Genomic DNA, 17,741 nt, shown 5'->3' with positions numbered 1-17,741 from the left:
CTTGAAATCCATACAAGCAACAGAAAAAGAGACGCTTCTTTCATTTTACGAATGCGTCTCTTTTCTACTTAATAATACATAATACCTGAATTTTTTCTAATTTACCCCAATCACACACTCTTATCATTTGGGGAGGAATCCTGACCGTGCCCTTTCAGCGCAGCCATCTTCTAAATCTAATCTTCCTCACAATCCCGAATTTCAACCCCATCATAAAAGAACATCAGAATCTCTTCATAATTCTTGCCTTCGCGCGCCATCTCCTGTGCGCCGTTCTGGCTCATGCCGACTCCGTGACCGTAGCCGCCGCCCCAGATGGTAAATGTGCGGATGTCTTTTTCCTCATCCCTGGCAGTTTCATCCACCGAGAAAAAGGCACTCGGTAGCGTACTCCATCCTGTCAGTTCGGTTCCGTCATTTTTCTTATAAACGAGTGATTCCGAGCCGAGGACACTCCGGATCTGACTCTGACCTTTCAGTGTCTTGGTTCCCTCGCTTCCGACGATCTGCACCGTCTGGGCGATGCCACCCGTACCGCGGGAAGTCACAAAAATACCCTGAATCTCGCCGATGGTATCTACCTTCTGCTGCAGCTTCTTATTCGTGATCGTTGTTTTCCAGCGGTACATCGGGAACGAGGAATCATAATTCTGCTCACCCTGTCCCTGGATAAACTTGAGAAATGTGTCGTTGTCCGTCAAATCCGGAATCTTCTTCTTTTCCGTCAAACCGATCCCTTTCAGATACGGAACCTCGTCTTTGCTGGCGCCCCAGATCGTTCCATCGGTAGAATATCCGCAGGAAGTTGAAAAATAATACGTTTCCGCCGGGGTATCGTTGTAATATACAATCTTCCCGTCCGTCTCCTTGACTGCCAGATTCGTCCGCTCACTGCTCTCTGTATTATTGTACACCTGATAGTTCGTGCTGTCATCAACGTGTGCGCCGTAACGGCTGTATGCATTCGCCTTGATCTGCCGGTAGGCATACGTCCGTGCGCAAACTGCCTGCGCCTTGAGCGCCTCCAGCTCATAATTAGATGGCATCTCGCTCGGCACTACGCGTGTCAGGTAATCTTCGACGTCCAGCTCATTGATCAGAAGCAGCCCATCCGACTCCTCACTCAACTCGAAGCTGCCGAAATACGACGGCGTTCCCTGCGCCCGCTTGGTACTCAGGATGCGGATCTCCTTCTGCGGGTCTTCCAGCGTGATCGTCATGCGCCCTTCTTTCAGACGGTCATCGCCAGGACTCACGGACAATTTCGTTCCCGGGCTCAAAGTCTCCTCTGATTCGCCCCAGGTCACATGCATCGTGCTGTCCGACTGGAGTACCACCTTCGTGTGAAACAAGGAGGAATAATCATCATTCATGATCAGCACGCGGATGTTCGTCGCTGAAAAATCATGATTTAAGAGTGCTGCGCAAACCTTTTTGCCAGCCACGACAAATTTTCCCAGATCATAGCCGACCAGCACATCCCGCTTTTTCTGCTCCTTGACGACTCCATATGTTTTATATACTTTAAAATCATCGTCCAGTTTCAGCGTTCCGTACCCGTCAATCTCGATCGTATCATCCTTGACCGAAAGTACCTTTCCTTCGATCATATCTTCCTTGAGCGACAGCTTGCGGATCTTGCCCTTATCCAGCTCGACATCCGCCAGCACGCCATCGGTACGATCCTTGAGCTTTTCTTCCTCTGGAAATGTCCGGACGATCGTGCCAATATACACATCCATCCCACCCGATTCTCCCGGAACGATCCAGACATTCTTATATGTAACTTTTTCAGACTGTACGCCGCACAGCGTGATGATCGAACCATCACGCTCATAGACCTCGATCTTCCGATCGATGCAGGCATCCAGCGACACGCCCTCAAAATTCATCGTTCCCTGATCCGTATATGCCGTCCATGCCGCTGCTTCCTTCACATTTTTCGGTGTTCCATAAAGCACCAGCTTCTGTTTTTTGACCGCGTTTTCCGAATCTGCCTTTTTTAAGAATGACTCATAAAACCGCCACCATTCTTCCTTCGGCATTGCCTTTTTATATTTATTTTTAGATACATTCAGGGCGCTCGAAAGCCCTTTTGAAACGCGATCTGCCGCATATGCCGCTTCGCCATAGGTCAGTGCGCCCATCGCGTAGCTTTTACTTATCTTCTCGTCTCCCGGCTCCAGATAGCCTTCCTCAATCATATAGTCAATATATTTGGCATACCATTCATCCTGATCCGGCGTTCCAAAATGGCTTCCGTGTTCTCCCTGCGACGCAACGATGTCGTCCCGGTCTGCAAATGATAACGCCATAGCTTTCGATGCCATGGCGCGTGAAATATCATTATCCGAGTGATCCAAAAATACAATTGCAAAGAGCAGGAGTGCCAGAAAAGCCGGAATCGCCACTGCCCAGTAAACCAGCTTTTTAGGTTTCAGAGACTGTACTGCCTTTCGCGATCTGCCTGTTTTCTTTTCCATATTTCTCCAGCCGCCTTTATTTTTTAACTGTCCTTTCTCATTCACAGTCACTTTTTATTTAACTCCATAAACGTTCCTGTTTTCTCATCAATGTGGTCTAACTTCCGGTATTCGTCTGTCTCCATCGGCAATTTCCGAAGCCGCAGCGACCGGTGCACCGCGCGGGAGATCAAGTCATAAATAACCGCAAATGCCGGTACTGCGATAATCATGCCGACGAAACCAAAGAGTCCGCCAAAGAAGAGAATCGAAAACAGTACCCAGAAACTCGAAAGTCCTGTCGAATTGCCCAGGATCTTCGGTCCCAGAATATTGCCGTCAAACTGCTGCAGAAGCAGAATCCAGATGAGGAAATACACACACTGGAGCGGACTGACTAAGAATACCAGGAACGCTGCAGGTATCGCACCGATGAACGGTCCAAAAAAAGGTATCACATTCGTCACACCGATAATGACGCTCAAAAGCATCGGGAACGGCATATTTAAGATCGTCACACCGATGAAACAGATAATACCGATAATGAGGGAATCCACCAGCTTGCCGATGATGAAGCCGCCGAACATCTGATTGATAAACCGGAGCTCCTCGATTACCAGATTCGCCTGTCTTAGATTCAGGCAACCATAAACAATCTTCTTTCCCTGTGCTGCCAGTGTATCTTTGATATTTAGCAGATACACCATGACGATCAGACCGATCAGCCAGTTTTTGATAAATTCCAGGACACCCAGCACGCTGCTGGAAAGGCCTGTCACGATCTGTCCAATCCGGTGCATATCAATGTTGGTAAACGATTTCTCCGCCCAGTTCTGAAAAACTGCCAGATTATTTTCAAAACTGCTCAGAACCATATTTTCGATCTCCGGATTATTTTTCAAAATACGCTGAATCCATTCATACACATTCTGCACATACAGCGGAAATGAATCCTGAATGCCGATCAAACTCTCGATCAGCTGCGGGATCATAAGCTGGAACATCCCTACCACAAGCACAATAACCAGCCCCAGACAGGCTGCCGTCGCAAGCATCCGGGCTGCACCACGAACGTATTTGGAATTCTTAGTGACAGAGCCAAGGGTCTTTTCCACGATCCCTGCTACCCAGTTATATGCCGGGGCGGTCAGATACGTCAGCACCGCACCGCAGAGAATCGGCGCGAGGATTTTCACAACCTTGCGGGTGCCCGCCGACACCACATCCCAGTGTTGGATGCTGAACCAGAGCAGTATGCAGACCGCAATCACCGAAACTGCCGTCATCCCCATATAAATGTATTCTTTGAAATCTCTTTTTTCCATACTTATGTTCTTATCCGTTCCTCTTTTCTGATTTTACAATGTGCTTCTGGAAAATGTTACATTTTCTTTACACACTTTCTTTTACAGAGAAAGCAGCGATTGCTCGCTGCTTTTATCCTTTGTAACCCCAAAATGCCGGCTCTTACCATATTGACGCCTAGCGCTGCTAGGTGGGCAACCTCACTTAGATTTCTGTCTTCCACTCGAGAGGAGGCCTGACATCCATCTAAAAATATCGGAATCCCGTTAGTCAAAATGTAGGTTCAAAAAAAGCAAGAGTTGTCGAGCATCCCAGGAATTACAAATATTCTCTTTTGATACGGCTATTATACCGCAAGTCGGATGTTTTTTCAAGTTCCATTTTCTGATAATGCGGTCAGGTTGTTACTGTTCAGGTTATCCATCTCTCTATCTCTTTTAAGAAGCTCTTTTTTGTCTTTTATACTTCTCCCCACTTCATCAGGAAATCTCCCAGCTCTTCCACCGTCTCAATCTGGTAGTCTGCCCCATTTTCCGTAAATTCTTCCCGGGAACCATATCCATACAGCACTGCCGCACATGGGAGCTGATTTTCATGCGCCCCGATAATATCGTGTTTCCGGTCGCCCACCATGATAACCTTCGATTCCTCCGGTGTTGTTCCCAGACGGTCCAGCGTGTAGGCAATCACATCGCCTTTGCGAACCCGGATCTCCTCCATATCCGCCCCGCCAACCAGGGTAAAGTAGGAAAGCAGATCAAAATGCTCCAGAATCTGAATAGCAAACGGTTCCGGCTTTGAAGTTGCCACCGCCAGCGTAAGACCGGCATCCTTTAAACGTGTCAGCATCTCCCGAATTCCCGGATAAACTTTATTTTCAAACATTCCCTGTTTCGTAAAATATTCGTGGAAATAGCCGATCGCTTCGCGCGCCTGCGCTTCGCTGAATCCGTAATATTCTTTAAAACTGTCCGACAGCGGCGGTCCGATGAACGGACACAGTTTATCCAGATCCGGCTCATCGATCCCGTACGCCTGCAGCGCATGCTGGACAGACTTTGTGATGCCTTCCTTCGGATCTGTAAGGGTTCCGTCGAGGTCAAATAGTATGATATGGTTCATATGGTTCGTTCTCCTTATTGTAGTCCGCGGTGCATTACTCCGCAGCACACCAGCTTGAAAAAACTACGTTTTCATTGCTTACGACCATTCTAATACATTTTACGCAAAAAAGAAAGACAACTTTTCTCCAGCCATCTTTCTTTTCTGCGTTTCAGTTACTGTTCACGCATACGTGCCCAGCAACGGAATTTGCCGTGGCTTCGCATTTAAATACGGCAAATTTCTGCTGCCACCACGTTTTCTTACGGCACTTTCGGTTCCAAAAGTGCCTACCCGTGAACAGTAACGTGTTTCACTCTTTATTTGTAAAATTCATGTCCACCATGCTGCATGACATAGGTCAGCTTGCCATCGAACCAGCGTACATTGGAGGAAGCAGAGATTCCGCGGTTCATGAAGTACAGGGCGCCGCCCGAGTAATCCTCGCCTTCCAGTGCACGGTTGACGCAGTCAATTGTCTGCTGCGTTACCTTACAGCTGTTGATCGTTCCATCCAGTACCGGTGAGAACTGGGATGGTTCGTACACAACGGCTTTAACGCTGTTCGGGAATTTCTTGTTTTTCACCCGGTTGATGATTACATTTGCAACCAGTATCTTTCCCCTGTCGTCGCACACACCCGCCTCCGCCTGCACAATTTTCTGCAGAACACTGTAATCTTCATCGCTGTAAGAGATGACTGCGCGTTCCCGGCGCTCCCGTTCTTCTGCTTCCTGCGCCGCCTGCTGGGTCTGCATTCGTACTTCTCGTTCGATTACCTCTACTTCCAGAGCTTCCTTCGCAAGTTCATCCTGAATCCCCTGCTCCAGTCTCTGTCCAAGTAGATGCTGACTTTCCTCGTTGGAGGCGAGAATCGTAAATTCTGATAAGCTCTCTGTCTCTGTCGTTTCTTCTGACTGCAGCATTTCTGTCAGTTCCACATCATCCGGATATTCCCGGTGTGCCGAGGCTGCATTTTTGCCAACGCCGCCAAAACTGACCGAATTAAATGCTATCACCGTCACAACCGCTGCCCCCGTCATCAATACGGCTGCGGTCCGGTACATCCTTTTTGTCACACGGACAAATAATGCCTTTATAAACTGATAAGCAGTCTGAAGAAATGTGTCAATGCTTGGCATACACTCTCCTCTTTCTATCAGTGCAGTCCTCCCAAAACCGGTCTGACTGCCATTTAACATCTGCGGCATCTTCTTTGGCTGTCTGATTTTTTCTGACAGCTAAGGACAGATCGTTACTGTTCACACACGTGTGCCCAGCAACGGGATTTTGCCGATGCTGCGCATTCCAAATCGGCAAAATCTGCTGCCAGAACTGTATCGTACGGAATTTTCAGTTCAGAAAATTCCTACCTGTGAACAGTTACGACAGATCCTCTCTGCCTGTGCCGCTTCCTTCAAGTGACGGGAGACATTATATGTGGTTTCCGGCTTCAAAGTCAACGTCTTTTTTACATTTTTGTGACAAATCACATTCTCATTTAACTTTTCCTTAATATTTATGTGAGCATTTTATAAACTTTTTTGCTTTTTCTTCCCAATTTTTATAAACTTTGGCTGGTATAAAATTTTCATTTTTTTACAATTCTGTTAAATTCTGCCCGTCAAAAAACAGGCGATTCGAGTCGCCTGTTTTTTATGTCAACTGTAATAGAACAATCATGGTATCTGTAAAGGTGTCAGACAAACTCCGATTATGTGAAACCAACACATATAATCCACTGTCCGGTGTCCGATCACTGCCACCCAAACTCTTTACCACTCTAGATCAGCGCTACAAACTGTGCATCCACATATTTTGCAAGTTCCTCCGGATTCAGAATGACCTGAACACCTCTCTGACCCGCGCTGATGCTGATTTTGTCGAAAATCTGCGCTGTTTCTTCTATATAAGTAGGGAACTTCTTTTTCATGCCGATCGGGGAACAACCACCTCGCATATAGCCGGTCAGCGGAAGAAGTTCCTTCATATGGATCATCTCCACTTTCTTGTCCTTGGAAGCCTTTGCCACCTTTTTCAGGTCCAGCTCCTCATCGACCGGGATACAGCAGACCAGATAGCCGTTCTTATCGCCCTTTAAAACGAGCGTTTTGAACATCGTGTCATGGTCCATCCCCATCATATCCGCCGCATGGCTGCCGGATAAGTCGTCCTCATCTACTTCATACTCGCCTGCTTCATAATCGATTCCAGCCGCGTCTAAAAGACGCATTACGTTTGTTTTTGTCATAAGCTAAATCCTTTCTGGAGACAAATTTAGTGCACTCCTCTTATTTCTGGTTGATATAGTTTACCAGTCCACCGGCTGTGATGATCTTCTGCATGAACTCCGGGAACGCCTGCCCCTGGAAGCTCTGGCCGGTGGTTTTATCGGTAATCACACCGCTGTCAAAATCAACCTCTACCTCATCACCAGCCGCGATTGCTTTTGCAGCCTCCGGGCACTCGATGATCGGCAGACCGATATTAATAGAGTTGCGGTAGAAAATACGTGCAAACGTCTCAGCAATAACACAGCTTACACCTGCACACTTGATTGCCAGTGGCGCATGCTCGCGGGAAGAACCGCAGCCAAAGTTCTTATTTGCTACGATGATATCACCCTTCTGTACTTTATTTACAAACTCTTTATCAATATCTTCCATACAATGTTTTGCCAGCTCGTTGCCATCCGGAGAGTTTAAGTATCTTGCCGGGATGATAACGTCTGTATCTACATTGTCTCCATATTTAAACACATGTCCATTTGCTTTCATTTCTATATCCTCCTGCGATTTATCCTGTTATTTTATTCCAATTCACGAAACGGCATCTGCGGTTGCAGGAAACCTTTCCCCGAACCGTAATATCCGTTTGTAACTGTTCAGCACCTTCACAGTCACCCGCAGATCTACTGAACAGTTACATCCGTTTTACTTATTCCTAAACTTTTATGCCTATTACAGTCCCAGTTCCGCCGGTCCGCTCACTTTTCCGGTAATGGCGCTGGCTGCTGCCACTGCCGGGCTTGCCAGATAAATTTCAGAATCCACGTGTCCCATACGTCCAACGAAGTTACGGTTGGTCGTGGATACACATCTCTCGCCTTCTGCCAAGATACCCATATAACCGCCCAGGCACGGACCGCAGGTCGGAGTGCTGACAACGGCACCAGCCTCGATGAAGGTCTCTAAAAGTCCCTCTTTCATGGACTGTAAATAGATCGCCTGTGTCGCCGGAATCACGATGCAGCGCAGACCTTTTTTCACTTTTCTGCCCTTTAAGATCTCAGCTGCGATACGCATATCCTCGATACGTCCGTTCGTACAGGAGCCAATGACAACCTGATCGATCGCAATGTCACCCACTTCATCGATCGTTCTCGTATTCTCCGGAAGGTGCGGGAAGGATACGGTCGGCTTTAACTCGGATAAATCTATGGTGTACTCTTCGTCATACTCTGCATCCGGATCTGCCTCATATACCTTGAAATCACGTTTAGAATGCTCTTTTAAGTACTCGATGGTCTTCTCATCAACCGGAAAGATACCGTTCTTGCCGCCTGCCTCGATCGCCATGTTGCAGATCGTGAAACGGTCATCCATGGAAAGGTTCTTGATGCCCTCGCCGACAAACTCCATGGAACGGTACAGCGCGCCATCTACGCCGATCATACCGATAATGTGAAGAATGACATCTTTACCACTGACCCATTTTGCCGGTTTGCCGATCAGGTTGAACTTGATCGCGGACGGTACCTTGAACCAAGCCTTACCGGTTACCATGCCAGCTGCCATATCGGTACTGCCGACACCTGTAGAGAATGCGCCAAGTGCGCCGTATGTACAGGTATGGGAATCCGCACCGATGACTGCATCTCCTGCTACAACCAGACCTTTTTCCGGAAGGAGTGCATGCTCGATTCCCATCTCTCCTACGTCAAAATAGTTGGTGATATCATGACGACAGGCAAATTCACGACAGCATTTGCAGTTTTCCGCCGACTTGATATCCTTATTCGGGATAAAATGATCCATAACCAGCGCAATTTTGTCATGATTGAATACCGTCTGGTTGTCCATCTTCTTCATCTCATTGACCGCTACCGGCGTTGTGATATCATTTCCAAGAACCAGATCCAGATCTGCTTCGATCAACTGTCCTGCTTTTACCTCTGCAAGACCCGCGTGCGCTGCCAGGATCTTCTGTGTCATTGTCATTCCCATGATTTATTTCCTCCTGCATATACATACTTGGTAACGGCTCCGATGCCCTTACTGTTATAGGAAAAAACTCTGTTCCAACGGTGCCGCTGCCATCTTTTGCTTTTTTATGTTTGTATTATAGCACCGGCTCTGTTATAATACAAATATATATTATTAATAGATACTATGAGTCGAAGTTATAGTGTCACTGTTCACGGGTAGGCACTTTTGGAACCGAAAGGGCCGTAAGAAAACGTGCCCAGTAACGTTATAGTGTCACCGATTTTTCCGATTGGAATACGAAGCATCCGCAAAATCCTGTCACATTTTGCACAACGTGTGAACTGTAGCTTTATAGATATAAAGGAGTATTATGGAACAACATTTAACCCAGTACCGTATTTTCTACGCCGTTGCACGCGCCGGCAATATTTCCCGCGCCGCCAAGGAACTTTTTATCAGTCAGCCCGCGATCAGCAAATCAATCAGCAAGCTGGAAGAAAGCCTCGGCATGGCACTTTTTATCCGCAATTCCCGCGGTGTCTCCCTGACCGCAGAGGGACAGGTCTTATTTCAGCATGTGGAAGCCGCCTTTGAAGCACTGGAGCGCGGTGAAAATGAGCTGAAACAGATCCAGAACCTCCACATCGGACAGCTCAAGATCGGCGTCAGCAACACGCTGTGCAAATATATTCTTCTTCCTTATTTAAAGGGATTTATCGCGCAGTACCCGCATGTCCGCATTTTGATTGAAAGTCAGGACACTGCACGCACAATCTCGATGCTGGAACAGCAGAAACTCGACATCGGTCTGATCGCCGAGCCGAAAAACCGCCGCAGCCTTTCGTTTCTCCCAGTCATGCGAATTGAGGACACCTTTGTCTGTACCCGGTCGTATCTGGAAAATCTGCGGATCCGCGAAGGTGCCGATGTTGATCCGTTCGAATCCGGGACAATCCTGCTGCTCGACCGCAGCAATATGACGCGCACCCACATTGATGCGTACTTTGCAGAGCACGGAATTGAACCAAAGCAGATTTTAGAGGCGACGACGATGGATCTTCTGATTGAATTTGCCAAAACGGGGCTCGGAATCGGATGTGTGATCCGCGAGTTTGTGCAGGAAGAATTAAAGGATGGTTCGCTGATCGAACTCCCGCTGGAAGAGCCAATCCGAAACCGGACGATTGGATTTGCTTATCATCCGTCGGCGATGACGCGGACGATGAATGATTTTGTGCAATTTTGTTCGGAATGATGAAATAATTGGCAACACGGACGCCATTTCCTATGAAACGAAAAAGTCCGGCGCATGGCGGTCAAGCTGCCATATGCCGGACTTTTTCTGTTTAGTTCCTATTTTTATCAATTTTCGTAACTGTTCAGTACCTTCACAGTCACGCGCAAAAATTCATTAAAAATTGCCTGCGGCAATGGAATTTTTGCCTGCTAGCCCATGTTTTCGTACGGTCAGCGCAGTAAATGCGCAGACCTACTGAGCAGTTACCGATTTTCTTTTAAAATATTCTTCACACATTTCCACACACATGGAAATATTTTCCCATCTACCAGCCAGACATACACTTTCGAACAAATTCCTATTAAAATGCAGCTCAGAACCAGATTCACCCCGATCGCCAACTTCTCTCCCGCCTCAGAATAAATGCTGTAAAACCAACAGGAAAAGCTGGCAATCACAAGCCAGTGTGTCAGGAAGATTCCCATGCTATACTCGCCGATCCACAGAATCATTTTTTTGAGGTTCTCCGGGAGCCAGGTCTCCAGACCGCCGAGCCAGAAGAGACGGAAGCCTAAAATCATCAGGAATGCAGCAACATGACCATAGAATTCCATGGTTCCGAGTCCGCCTGGAAATCCATGCGCTCCCAATGTGGTTCCGATCCAGAAAGATTTTCGAACGAACCAGATGCTGAAAATCCAGAGGGCAGCACCAAAGATGCCATATTTTCCTTCTCCATCTTTAAGCAGATTCTCTTTTCGCTCTCTTTCTTTCATGGACTTCTCAACTGCCCGCATCAGCAGACAGATCCCATTTCCCAGAAGCAGGCAGATATAAAAGCTATTCAATCCGATCAGCACTGCCGCGACACCTGCCAGAATCAGGATTTTCTGGCGAGTTCCTACTTCCCGGAGGGCGGATGAAAGTACAAGAGTCAGAATACTTCCCATGAAAGTGTAGGTCAGCATCCAGGATGGACCATAGTACGTTGAATCCGCCTTGAAGATTGTATCAAACCAGGCATAGCGGATCGCCTTCAGACCGCCTGGCAGATAGCTGTAAAAGTTGCTCAACCACTCATTTTCCAGACGCGGCGCAACCCGCACTGTGTAGAAGAGACCGCTCCGGTAAAATAGATATGCCAGCAGAAATGTGACCGTCAACGGGCAGGTCAGTTTCAGATAGCGGCGCAGGATCTCTAAGCTCCACGAAGTAAACCGCCCGGAATATACCTTATCGGCTATCAGCATTCCACTGATCATCAAAAAAAGACTAACCCCGAAAGTTCCATAGCGGAACAGGGGAAGCGGTCCTATTTCCATCAGCGCATTTACCTTATTGCTGCCCCAACTCCCGAATGTACCGAACCAGTGACTTCCAAAGACCGCCAGACAGGCGTATGCCTTGATTATATTTACGTCATCATAGCGTTTCATCCGCGTTTCCTTTCCCATTCATGTAAAAAAAATGTGCCCTGGCACATTCTCGCGCCGAGCGCGGTCGCTTGCGACAACCTGCATCTTCGCGTGGGTGCCCATCATTGGCACGTTAGTGCCTTTTTGTCTAATAGGGAATTCCAAGAAATTTCCTATTACACAAAAAACAGGACCGCTGCAAACCTGCAGCAGCCCTGTATAAGATTTCCTATATTCGAAAAATGATTAGTTGTTGATCAGCTTATCGTTCTCGTTGTTCCAGCTGTAAAGCTTACGGATCTCTGCGCCGACTTTCTCAGACGGATGCTCGGAAGCAAGCTTTCTCATCGCCTGGAAGTGTACCTGACGACCTGCCGGGGACATATCCAGTAAGAACTCTTTTGCAAAGGTACCGTCCTGGATATCGGACAGAATTTTCTTCATAGCTTTCTTTGTCTCAGCGGTAACGATCTTCGGTCCGGTTACATAATCACCGTACTCAGCTGTGTTGGAGATGGAGTATCTCATACCAGCGAAACCAGACTGATAAATCAGGTCTACGATCAGCTTCATCTCGTGGATACACTCGAAGTAAGCATTTCTCGGGTCATAACCAGCCTCACACAGAGTCTCGAAACCAGCCTGCATCAGAGCACAAACACCGCCGCAAAGAACTGCCTGCTCACCGAAGAGGTCTGTCTCAGTCTCGGTACGGAATGTAGTCTCCAGAAGGCCTGCTCTAGCGCCGCCGATGCCAAGACCATAAGCCAGTGCGCGGTCAAGTGCTTTGCCTGTGTAATCCTGCTCTACTGCTACCAGACACGGTGTACCCTTACCAGCCTGATACTCACTTCTTACAGTGTGACCCGGTGCCTTCGGAGCGATCATGGTTACATCGACATTCTTCGGCGGTTTGATGCATCCGAAGTGGATGTTAAAGCCATGAGCGAACATAAGCATGTTGCCCTCTTCCAGATTTGGCTCGATGTCTTTCTTGTACATATCTGCCTGAAGCTCATCGTTGATCAGGATCATGATGATATCAGCCTGTTTTGCAGCCTCTGCTGCGGTGTATACTTTAAATCCCTGTGCCTCTGCTTTTGCCCAAGACTTGCTGCCCTCGTAAAGACCGATGATAACATCGCATCCGGACTCTTTTAAGTTCAAGGCATGTGCATGACCCTGGCTGCCGTAACCGATAATAGCAATCTTCTGTCCTTCTAATAAGGATAAATTACAATCTTCCTGATAGTAAATCTTTGCTGCCATTTTTCATTTCCTCCTTGGATCTAACAAAAATAAAATAAATTTATTATAAAGCATAGACCGGCGCCTCTCTGTGCGTCTTTGGACCAAACTTTGTAAACCTCTTGAATGCCTTGTATCCAGTCTATCAATTGATGTACTACGGCAGATAGCGGATATCATCCGCGCCTCTGGAAAGACCTGTAAGACCCGTTCTGGCTAATTCCAGAATCTCATAATCTTCCAGAAGATTAATCAGCGCGTCCTGTTTGGACTGGTCGCCTGTCAGCATAACAGTGACAGAATCTTTTCCCACATCGACAATCGACGCACGGAAAATCTCGGAAATTGCATTGATCGCCATCCGCTGGTTTGCATTTGCTCTCACCTTGACGAGCATCAGCTCACGGTATACGGAATGACCTTCCCGCAGTTCCTTTATGTCGTGTACATCTTCCAGTTTTCCAAGCTGCTTCTGAATCTGCTCCAGAACCTGATGATCGCCCAGCGATACAACCGTCATACGGGAGTATCTCGGATCCGCGGTCACGCCAACTGTAAGGCTTTCGATATTATATCCGCGGCGGCTGAAAAGTCCAGCCACACGGCTTAAAACGCCGGCAGTATTATCTACCAGCAGTGATAACACAATTCTGCTCATGCAATCTTCCCACCTTGATCTTCTGTCTTGTTCGTATTGCCTTAATGATAGCAACCAATTCTCAGTTTGTCAACTAATTAAAAGGAATGCCTAGTATTCCCCAGAGCTATATCATTACTGTTCACGCATACGTGCCCAGTAACGGAATTTGCCGTGGCTCCGCATTTAAATACGGCAAATTCCTGCTGCCACCACGTTTTCTTACGGCACTTTCGGTTCCAAAAGTGCCTACCTGTGTACATTAACGATATATCAACACATCATTTCTGGTGTTCCTGCCACTTTTTCTCCCAGTCCGGACCGTATTTAAAATACATCTTCATCTCGGTTCCGACACTGATGAGGCGTGCATCGTCCGGGATCTCCTCTCGCGTATACCAGCCTGCCTCAGAAAGCTCATCCTCCTGCAGCCGGATCTTATCATCCCCATCCAGTTCTGCAAAAAATCCGATCATCTCCGTATCAGTAAACGCCCACGGCTGACTCTTGAAATAGCGGATATTTTTAACTTTCAGCCCGACTTCCTCCATCACTTCGCGGCGGACGGTCTCTTCAAATGTCTCCCCGATCTCGACAAATCCAGCGATCAGCGCATACCCACGGTAGGTACTGTGGTTGACGCGGTAGCGCGACATAAGAAGTTTGTTCCCGTTCGTGATCGCCACGATGACTGCCGGGGAAATCTTTGGATATTCCGTCTGACCGCAGACCGGGCAGACGAGCGCCCGCTCGTTCTTGCTGTCCTGCGTCTTTGCCCCGCAGCGTCCGCAAAACTGACGGCTCTGTCTCCAGCGCCACAGCTGCACCGCCGTGATCGCTGCAAATGCCTGGTGCATTGGCTCCATCGCACGGATGTCGGTTGACGTTTTCCATGCATAGCAAAGCTGCTCCGGCTCTTTTTCTGCCCCTTCCAGTGCACCAGAAGCCATCTTCCCAGCTTCCATATGATTTTTGTCTGAAACAGGCATCTGACCAACACCTTCTTTTAGCTTTGCCAGAATCTCTTCCGCTTCTTTCTCCGGCACACTGACCAGAAAATACGGCTTCTCATCAACCGAAAAGAGATAAACCGCCCGATCCATCAGTTCCGGAACTGCCGCCTCAATTTCCTCCCGGCGCGGGATAGTAAGCACATGTTCCTCCACGGTCTCACGCAGAAGAATCCGGCTTTTCTGGATGCAGAAGACGTAGTCCTGTGCTCCAGGTTTCTGAATGTGGTATGTATTGTCATAGCGATGTGGTGCGATATCCTGTATCATAACTTTATCTCTCTATCCTTTTATTCTCCAAAACTTGTGCAACCGTTATTTCCATACTGTGTAACGGCTGTCCTCGCAGACATTCTTTGTAATCTTTCTGCAAGTCTCTTCATTTTACTCTTTTTATTAAAAAAATACAATCCCTCGGCTCGCCCCAGACTTACAACCGTCCCACAAAATCCTCATATCCAAACGCCCGCACCACTTCCGCTGTCCCATCTTCATGCCGGTATACGATCGACGGAAGCGGCATTCCATTAAAGGTATTATTTTTGACCATCGTATAGAGCGCCATATCGCCAAACACCAGCCGTCCACCCTCTTTTAGCGGTGCATCAAACGAATAATCCCCGATGCAGTCCCCCGAAAGACAGGTTGGTCCGCCCAGGCGGAACGTATACGGCTTTTCGCCCGCTTCTCCCGCTCCGATAAGCGGCGGACGGTACGGCATTTCCAGCACATCCGGCATATGGCAGGCTGCCGAGGTATCCAGAATCGCAATCTGCATGCCGTTTTCCATCGTCTCCAGCACGGAAGTTACAAGAAATCCCGCGTTTAAGACAACTGCCTCGCCCGGTTCCAGGTATACTTCCACACCATATTTTTCGCGCAGCCCGCGCACCAGGCGGATCAGGCGTTCCCGGTCATAATCTTCTCTCGTAATGTGGTGTCCGCCGCCCAGGTTCAGCCATTTTACCTTTGAAAACCAGGCTCCAAACTTCTCCTCCGCTGCCCGCAGCGTCGTCTCCAGGTCATCTGAATTCTGCTCGCAGAGCGTATGCATATGAAATCCATTCAGATACGGAAGGATAGTTTCTTCAAAGTTCCCCGCCTCCGAAAGCATCGGAAGAGTCGTCCCCATGCGTGATCCCGGCGCACACGGATCATAGATCGCGTGACCCTCCTGCGTGGAACACTCCGGGTTCAGCCGGAGTCCCGCCTGTTTTCCGGCTTTTTTTACTTTTTCACCATATTTCAGCACCTGCCCCGGCGTATTAAAAACGATGTGGTCGGCATAATTTAAAATCTCATCAAACTCATCCAGGCGGTAGGCGGCAGAAAACACATGGGTCTCCCCACCAAACTCCGTTTTTCCAAGCCGCGCCTCATAAAGCCCGCTCGCCGCGGTTCCCGACAGATACTGACGAATCAGCGGGTAGACCGAATACATGGAAAATGCTTTCTGTGCCAGCAGAATCCGGCATCCAGCCCGCTCTGCCGTATCTTTCAAAATTTCCAGATTTTTCTTTAAAAGCGTCTCATCCACCACATAAAATGGCGTGCGGATCGCCGCCGTGTCCCGGAGAACCCCAGCCGCCTCCCGTTCCTGCATCTGTTTTCCTTCCTTTCCTTCTCGCTTCCATCTTCCCTGTCCATTCTCTTCCTGCGCCTAAAAAACGCAAAATAAAACCAGTTTCTTACATGGAGGTATTTTTATCTTAATCCACCAGTGCCGGATCCCAGGATTCCTTCCACGGAAGTCCCCATTTATTTAACGCATCCATAAATGGATCCGGATCAAATTCTTCAATATTATAAACGCCCGGTTTCTGCCAGGTTCCATTCATCACCAGCATCGCACCGATCATCGCCGGTACACCGGTTGTGTAGGAGATCGCCTGGGAACCAACCTCTTTGTAGCACTCCTGATGATCACAGATATTATATAAGTAATACTTCTTCTCTTTTCCATCCTTCTTACCCTGGAAAATGCATCCGATATTCGTTTTTCCAACAGTACGAGGACCAAGGGATGCCGGATCCGGAAGCACTGCCTTTAAGAACTGCAGCGGTACGATCTCTTTTCCTTCGTACATAATCGGCTCGATCGAAGTCATGCCGACGTTCTCCAGACACTTTAAATGGGTCAGGTAACTCTGACCGAAGGTCATGAAGAAGCGGATCCGCTTGATTCCCGGCATATTGAGCGCCAACGATTCGATCTCCTCATGGTGAAGCAGGTACATATCCTTCATGCCGACGCCGTCAAAATCATACTCTCTCTTGATCTCCATCGGTTTCGTCTCTACCCAGTGTCCATCTTCCCAGTAAGAACCGTTTGCCGACACCTCCCGGATATTGATCTCCGGGTTAAAATTGGTTGCAAACGGATAGCCGTGGTCGCCGCCGTTGCAGTCCAGAATGTCGATGTAGTTGATTTCGTCAAATTCATGTTTCAGCGCATATGCCGAAAACACACCGGTTACACCCGGATCAAAGCCGCTTCCCAGCAGTGCGGTAATGCCCGCCTCTTTAAATTTCTCACGGTATGCCCACTGCCATTTATACTCAAATTTTGCCGTGTCCTCCGGCTCATAGTTCGCAGTATCGATATAATGGGTCTTCGTCGCCAGGCAGGCATCCATGATCGTCAGATCCTGGTACGGAAGCGCCAGGTTCAGCACCACATCCGGGTTAAATTTCTCAATCAGGGCAATCAACTCGTCCACGTTGTTTGCATCCACCTGTGCGGTCTGGATCTTTGTCTTGGTGGTTCCCTCTAATTTTTCTTTCAGCGCATCGCATTTGGACTTCGTCCGGCTTGCAATGCAGATCTCCTCAAATGCCTCGCTGTTCTGGCAGCACTTGTGAATTGCTACGGAAGCTACGCCTCCACATCCGATAATTAACGCTTTTCCCATCTTTTTTTCCTCCTGTATTCTGAAATGTACTCTGTTTTTGTTCCATTTTATAATCCAAATTTCACATTTGCTTTTGTTCAAACACTTTTCAGTTCATGTCTCAAACACACACTTTTATTTGATGATACCAGGGTCAAAAGGTCAGAAGTTCGACGCAAGCTTGCTTGCAGGAGAATTTTTGACCTTGGGACCCGCCAAAAACATTT

14 protein-coding genes and 1 other RNA gene are annotated in these 17,741 nt (G+C 48.0%); 1 reads left to right on the top strand and 14 read right to left on the bottom strand.

What is annotated here, in order from left to right:
• Positions 1-176 precede the first annotated feature (176 nt).
• The 8 genes from DWV73_RS08815 to leuC all read right to left on the bottom strand — a co-directional run bounded on the left by DWV73_RS08815 (position 177) and on the right by leuC (position 9,094).
• Positions 177-2,483: a SpoIID/LytB domain-containing protein gene (locus tag DWV73_RS08815; RefSeq protein ID WP_242995777.1), complete on the bottom strand. Its 2,307-nt coding sequence runs from the start codon at positions 2,481-2,483 to the stop codon at positions 177-179.
• Positions 2,484-2,530: 47 nt separating this feature from the next.
• Positions 2,531-3,787: an AI-2E family transporter gene (locus DWV73_RS08810; protein WP_107000114.1), complete on the bottom strand. Its 1,257-nt coding sequence runs from the start codon at positions 3,785-3,787 to the stop codon at positions 2,531-2,533.
• A 120-nt stretch (positions 3,788-3,907) separates the two neighbouring features.
• A non-coding RNA gene (gene ssrS, locus DWV73_RS08805) (6S RNA) lies at positions 3,908-4,088 on the bottom strand.
• A gap of 138 nt (positions 4,089-4,226) precedes the next feature.
• Entirely contained in the window at positions 4,227-4,889 is a 663-nt protein-coding gene (locus DWV73_RS08800; RefSeq protein WP_117796453.1) for an HAD family hydrolase, read from the bottom strand.
• A gap of 299 nt (positions 4,890-5,188) precedes the next feature.
• Entirely contained in the window at positions 5,189-6,010 is an 822-nt protein-coding gene (locus DWV73_RS08795) for a cell wall hydrolase (protein ID WP_022359395.1), read from the bottom strand.
• 641 nt (positions 6,011-6,651) lie between these two features.
• Positions 6,652-7,119 (bottom strand): Cys-tRNA(Pro) deacylase, encoded by a 468-nt coding sequence (ybaK, locus tag DWV73_RS08790; protein ID WP_117796452.1) that lies wholly within the window; start codon positions 7,117-7,119, stop codon positions 6,652-6,654.
• Between the two features lie 40 nt (positions 7,120-7,159).
• Complete coding sequence (gene leuD / locus DWV73_RS08785; protein WP_022359393.1) at positions 7,160-7,645, bottom strand: 3-isopropylmalate dehydratase small subunit; 486 nt, start codon at positions 7,643-7,645, stop codon at positions 7,160-7,162.
• Positions 7,646-7,828: 183 nt separating this feature from the next.
• Positions 7,829-9,094 carry a 3-isopropylmalate dehydratase large subunit gene (gene leuC, locus DWV73_RS08780; RefSeq protein WP_022359392.1) on the bottom strand — a complete coding sequence of 422 codons (1,266 nt, stop codon included), beginning with the start codon at positions 9,092-9,094 and terminating at the stop codon, positions 7,829-7,831.
• A 352-nt stretch (positions 9,095-9,446) separates the two neighbouring features.
• Here leuC and DWV73_RS08775 point away from each other — a divergent pair, with 352 nt between their 5' ends.
• Positions 9,447-10,331, top strand: a complete 885-nt coding sequence (locus tag DWV73_RS08775; protein ID WP_117796451.1) for a LysR family transcriptional regulator — start codon at positions 9,447-9,449, stop codon at positions 10,329-10,331.
• 245 nt (positions 10,332-10,576) lie between these two features.
• Here the strand turns inward: DWV73_RS08775 and DWV73_RS08770 are convergent, their stop codons facing one another.
• The 6 genes from DWV73_RS08770 to DWV73_RS08745 all read right to left on the bottom strand — a co-directional run bounded on the left by DWV73_RS08770 (position 10,577) and on the right by DWV73_RS08745 (position 17,535).
• Complete coding sequence (locus DWV73_RS08770; RefSeq protein ID WP_117796450.1) at positions 10,577-11,767, bottom strand: acyltransferase family protein; 1,191 nt, start codon at positions 11,765-11,767, stop codon at positions 10,577-10,579.
• A 207-nt stretch (positions 11,768-11,974) separates the two neighbouring features.
• Entirely contained in the window at positions 11,975-12,997 is a 1,023-nt protein-coding gene (gene ilvC, locus DWV73_RS08765; RefSeq protein WP_117796449.1) for a ketol-acid reductoisomerase, read from the bottom strand.
• A gap of 136 nt (positions 12,998-13,133) precedes the next feature.
• Positions 13,134-13,634, bottom strand: coding sequence for an acetolactate synthase small subunit (gene ilvN, locus DWV73_RS08760; RefSeq protein WP_022360536.1), 501 nt, complete (start codon positions 13,632-13,634; stop codon positions 13,134-13,136).
• A gap of 260 nt (positions 13,635-13,894) precedes the next feature.
• The gene (nudC, locus tag DWV73_RS08755; protein ID WP_117796448.1) at positions 13,895-14,893 is read right to left on the bottom strand and encodes an NAD(+) diphosphatase; all 999 of its coding nucleotides are present in this window, start codon (positions 14,891-14,893) and stop codon (positions 13,895-13,897) included.
• Between the two features lie 160 nt (positions 14,894-15,053).
• A complete protein-coding gene (nspC, locus tag DWV73_RS08750; protein ID WP_117796447.1) occupies positions 15,054-16,226 on the bottom strand; it encodes a carboxynorspermidine decarboxylase in 1,173 nt (390 codons plus the stop codon).
• 106 nt (positions 16,227-16,332) lie between these two features.
• Entirely contained in the window at positions 16,333-17,535 is a 1,203-nt protein-coding gene (locus tag DWV73_RS08745; RefSeq protein ID WP_022360539.1) for a saccharopine dehydrogenase family protein, read from the bottom strand.
• Positions 17,536-17,741 lie beyond the last annotated feature (206 nt).

The sequence above is a fragment of the Clostridium sp. AF12-41 genome (genome assembly GCF_003461685.1).
Taxonomy (GTDB): Bacteria; Bacillota; Clostridia; order Lachnospirales; family Lachnospiraceae; genus Otoolea; species Otoolea fessa.
This window is presented reverse-complemented; position numbering and strand designations above follow the sequence as displayed.